This window comes from Inquilinus sp., assembly GCF_039594555.1.
Taxonomy (GTDB): Bacteria; Pseudomonadota; Alphaproteobacteria; order DSM-16000; family Inquilinaceae; genus Inquilinus.
In genome coordinates, this window is record NZ_JBCNNF010000545.1 from 1 (window position 1) to 3810 (window position 3810).

General features: G+C 74.3%; 4 protein-coding genes. 3 read left to right on the forward strand and 1 reads right to left on the reverse strand.

Annotation, left to right across the window (positions count from 1 at the left end; all coding sequences use genetic code 11):
• Positions 1-1109 (reverse strand): xylulokinase (gene xylB / locus ABDW35_RS33645; RefSeq protein WP_343718210.1); only part of this gene is annotated, 1109 nt, incomplete at its 3' end.
• A 170-nt stretch (positions 1110-1279) separates the two neighbouring features.
• Between xylB and ABDW35_RS33650 the strand changes: the two genes are divergently transcribed.
• The 3 genes from ABDW35_RS33650 to ABDW35_RS33660 are packed head-to-tail and all read left to right on the forward strand — an operon-like array spanning position 1280 to position 3704.
• Complete coding sequence (locus ABDW35_RS33650; RefSeq protein WP_343718211.1) at positions 1280-2257, forward strand: zinc-binding alcohol dehydrogenase; 978 nt, start codon at positions 1280-1282, stop codon at positions 2255-2257.
• A gap of 2 nt (positions 2258-2259) precedes the next feature.
• Positions 2260-2664 carry a 6-carboxytetrahydropterin synthase gene (locus tag ABDW35_RS33655; protein WP_343718212.1) on the forward strand — a complete coding sequence of 135 codons (405 nt, stop codon included), beginning with the start codon at positions 2260-2262 and terminating at the stop codon, positions 2662-2664.
• Positions 2661-3704, forward strand: coding sequence for a glycosyltransferase family 4 protein (locus ABDW35_RS33660; protein ID WP_343718213.1), 1044 nt, complete (start codon positions 2661-2663; stop codon positions 3702-3704). Before ABDW35_RS33655 ends, ABDW35_RS33660 begins: the two co-directional genes overlap by 4 nt.
• Positions 3705-3810: the final 106 nt, after the last annotated feature.

A 3810-nucleotide genomic window follows, 5' to 3' on the forward strand; every position in this document is an offset into this window, starting at 1 on the left:
CCCTCCAAGAGCGCGCGGACCATCTGCGGCCGGCCGGTGGCGTGGGTCAGGCCGAGGAAGACGCCGGTCGCCGTCGGGTCGTTGTGCGGGGTGCGCTCGCCGGACAGATAGGGCAGGAACAGCAGGTCGCCGATATCAGGGTCGGCGGCCTCGGCCTCGGCCAGCAGCTCCGGCTCGGTGCCGCCCAGGAGGCGGGCCAGCCAGGACAGGGCCGAGGCGGCGCTGAGGATCACCGACATGCGGTGCCAGGTGCCCGGCAGGCAGTGGCAGAAGGCGTGCACCGCCTCGGCCGGGTTCGGCGCGAAGCCGGCATCGGCCACGAACAGCACGCCGGAGGTGCCGAGCGACAGGAAGGCGTCGCCCGGGCGGATCACCCCAACCCCGGCCGCGCCCGCCGCGTTGTCGCCGGCCCCGCCGGCCACCACGGCATCGGCCGGCACGCCCCAGGCGGCGGCGACCTCCGGCCGCAGCGTGCCGGTGGCCTGGCTGCCCTCGAACAGCTCCGGCATGGCGGAGAGGGGGAGGCCGGTGGCGGCCAGCATCGCCTCGGACCAGCGCCGGGTGCCGACATCCAGCCACAGCGTGCCGGCGGCGTCCGACATCTCCGACGCCGCGGCGCCGGTCATGCGCAGGCGGAGGTAGTCCTTCGGCAGCAGCACCCGGCGGGTGCGGGCGAAGGCGTCGGGCTCATGCGCCGCCACCCACAGCAGCTTGGGCGCGGTGAAGCCGGGCATCGCCAGGTTGCCGGTGATGGCGCGGGAGCGCGGCTCGCGCCGCTCCAGCTCGGCGCATTCGGCGGCGGCGCGGCCGTCATTCCACAGGATCGCCGGGCGGATCGGCCGGTCGGACTCGTCCAGCAGCGTGGCGCCGTGCATCTGGCCGGACAGGCCGATGCCGCGCACGCCGGACAGCGCCTGGGCCTGGCGGGCCTTGAGCGCGACCACGGCCTGGTCGGTGGCCTGCCACCACTCCTCCGGGTCCTGCTCGCTCCACAGCGGATGCGGGCGCGAGACGGCGAGCGGCACCGCCTCCTGGTCGACCACGCGCTGGTCGCCGTCGACCAGCACCACCTTGACCCCCGAGGTCCCGAGATCGATGCCGAGAAACATGCCCGTCCTCCCGATTGCGGCCCCAAGCTACGGAACCCTTTGGCCATAGGCAACGCGCGAGGGCGGCTTGACCGTGTTGCAGCGGTAGCCGGTTTTTCCCGTGCCGTCTGGTTGGTCTTCGGTGCTGGCCTCTGGCCAGGGGCGCCGCGGCGGCTTATTCCAGGGGCATCATGGAAGCGCGCGCCCTCTGGATCCTCAAGCCGGGCCAGGCCCGGATCGGCACCGAGACCCTGCCCGAGCCGGGACCCGGCGAGGTGCGGGTCCGCGCCCGCTTCGGCGCCGTCAGCCGCGGCACCGAGGCGCTGGTGTTCCAGGGCAAGGTGCCGCGCAGCCAGCACCAGGCGATGCGGGCGCCGTTCCAGGCCGGCGTGTTCCCGGGCCCGGTGAAGTACGGCTACATCAATGTCGGCACGGTCGAGGCCGGGCCGGAGGCCCTGCAGGGCCGCGACGTGTTCTGCCTCTACCCGCACCAGACCCGCTACGTCGTGCCGGCCTCGGCGGTGACGCCGCTGCCCGAGGGGCTGCCGCCGGAGCGCGCGGTGCTGGCCGCGAATATGGAGACGGCGCTGAACGTGGTCTGGGACTCGGCGGCGCGGCCGGGCGACCGGATCGCCGTGGTCGGCGCCGGCGTTGTCGGCTGCCTCGTCGCGCGGCTGGCCGGGCGGATCCCCGGCTGCGAAGTGACGCTGGTCGATACCGATCCCGGCCGGGCGGCGGTGGCGGCGGCGCTCGGCATCGGCTTCGCCCTGCCGCCGGACGCGCCGGGCGACCAGGACCTGGTGATCCATGCCAGCGGCCACCCCAAGGGCGCAGCCACCGCGCTTGGCCTCGCCGGGGTCGAGGCGACGGTGGTCGAGGCCAGCTGGTACGGCGACACGCCGGTACTGCTGCCGCTGGGCGAGGCCTTCCACTCCCGCCGCCTGACGCTGCGCTCCTCCCAGGTCGGGATGGTGGCGACGGCGCAGCGGCCGCGCTGGGATTATGCCCGGCGCATGGCCAAGGCGCTGGAGCTGCTGCAGGACTCGACGCTGGACGCGCTGGTCAGCGGCGAGTGCGGTTTCGACGAGCTTCCCGAGGTGCTGGCCCGGCTGGCGGCCGACCCCGCCGGCGCGCTGTGCCAGCGCATCCGCTACGCAGAGGATCAGTGAGCATGTACACGGTTTCGGTCCGCGACCATTTCATGATCGCCCACAGCTTCCGCGGCGCCGTGTTCGGCCCGGCGCAGAAGCTGCACGGCGCGACCTATGTGGTCGACCTGGCCTTCCGCCGGGCGGAGCTGGACGCCGACGGCATCGTCGTCGACATCGGCCTGGCGTCAGAGGCGCTGAAGGCGGTGATGGGCGAGCTGAACTACCGCAACCTGGACGACGAGGCCGCCTTCGCCGGGCGCAACACCACGACCGAGGTGCTGGCCCGCACCATCTTCGACCGCATCGCCGCGCGCATTGCGGCGGGCGAGCTCGGGGCCGGCGCGGCGGCGATCGAGAGCCTGGCCGTGACCCTGCACGAATCGCATGTCGCCTGGGCCTCCTATGAGGGCCGGCTGGCGCGATGAGCCTCGCCTTCCTGCTGCCGGGCGACCCGGACTCCCGCACCGGCGGCTACATCTACGACAAGCGCATCGTCGAGGGCCTGCGCTCGCTCGGCCGGCCCGTGACGCTGCGCCGGCTGGGGGACGGGTTCCCGTTTCCCAGCCGGGCCGAGATCGTCGAGGCCACCGCGGTGCTGCGGGGCCTGCCGGACAACGCGCTGGTCGTGGTCGACGGCCTGGCCTTCAGCGTGCTGCCGCAGCAGATGGCAGCTGAGGCGGCGCGGCTGCGGCTGGTGGCGCTGATCCACCATCCGCTGGCCTTCGAGCAGGGCTTGAGCCCGGCGCAGCGCCAGGCGCTGGAGGCCAGCGAGCGGGCGGCCCTGGCGGCGGCGCGGCGGGTGATCGTCACCAGCCCCGGCACCGCCCGCGACCTGCACGGCTACGGCGTCGCGGCCGGGCGCATCGGCGTGGTGCTGCCGGGCACCGACCCGACCCCGCCGGCCCACGGCTCGGGCGAGGCGGCGCCGGTGCTGCTCTGCGTCGCCACGCTGACGCCGCGCAAGGGCTATCTCGACTTGGTCGCGGCGCTGCAGCGCCTGGCCGGCCTGCCCTGGCGGCTGGACTGCGCCGGCAGCCTGGAGCGTGATGCGGAGCATGCCAGGGCCGTGCAGGCGGCGGTGGAGCGCGCCGGCCTGTCCGGCCGCATCCGCTTCCTCGGCGAGATCGACGAGCCGACGCTGCTGCACCATTACGACCGGTCCGACCTGTTCGTGCTGCCCTCGCATCACGAGGGCTACGGCATGGCCCTGGCCGAGGCCTCGGCCCGCGGCCTGCCGGTCGTCAGCACCACCGGCGGCGCCATCCCGGACACGGTGCCGCCCGATGCCGGAATCCTGGTGCCGCCCGGCGATGTCGACGCGCTCACCGAGGCGCTGCGCCGGCTGCTGACCGATCCGGGCGCCCGGCTGCAGCTGCGCGAAGCCGGCCTGGCGGCCCGCGCCCGGCTGCCGGACTGGCCCGCCCAGGCGGCAGCCTTCGCGCATGAGCTGGATCTGGTCGAGTAGGAGCGGGATGGGTTCAGGCCGGATCAGATCATCCGATCGTGTCACGGCGATAGCGTGTTGCCTCTCCCGCTTGCGGGAGAGGTCGGAGACGCGAAGCGGCTCCGGG

What these genes read in the sequence shown, in the direction of transcription:
- ABDW35_RS33650 (WP_343718211.1), top strand. Translation starts at nt 1,280, where the DNA reads ATGGAAGCGCGCGCCCTCTGGATCCTCAAGCCGGGCCAGGCCCGGATC.
- ABDW35_RS33655 (WP_343718212.1), top strand. Translation starts at nt 2,260, where the DNA reads ATGTACACGGTTTCGGTCCGCGACCATTTCATGATCGCCCACAGCTTC.
- ABDW35_RS33660 (WP_343718213.1), top strand. Translation starts at nt 2,661, where the DNA reads ATGAGCCTCGCCTTCCTGCTGCCGGGCGACCCGGACTCCCGCACCGGC.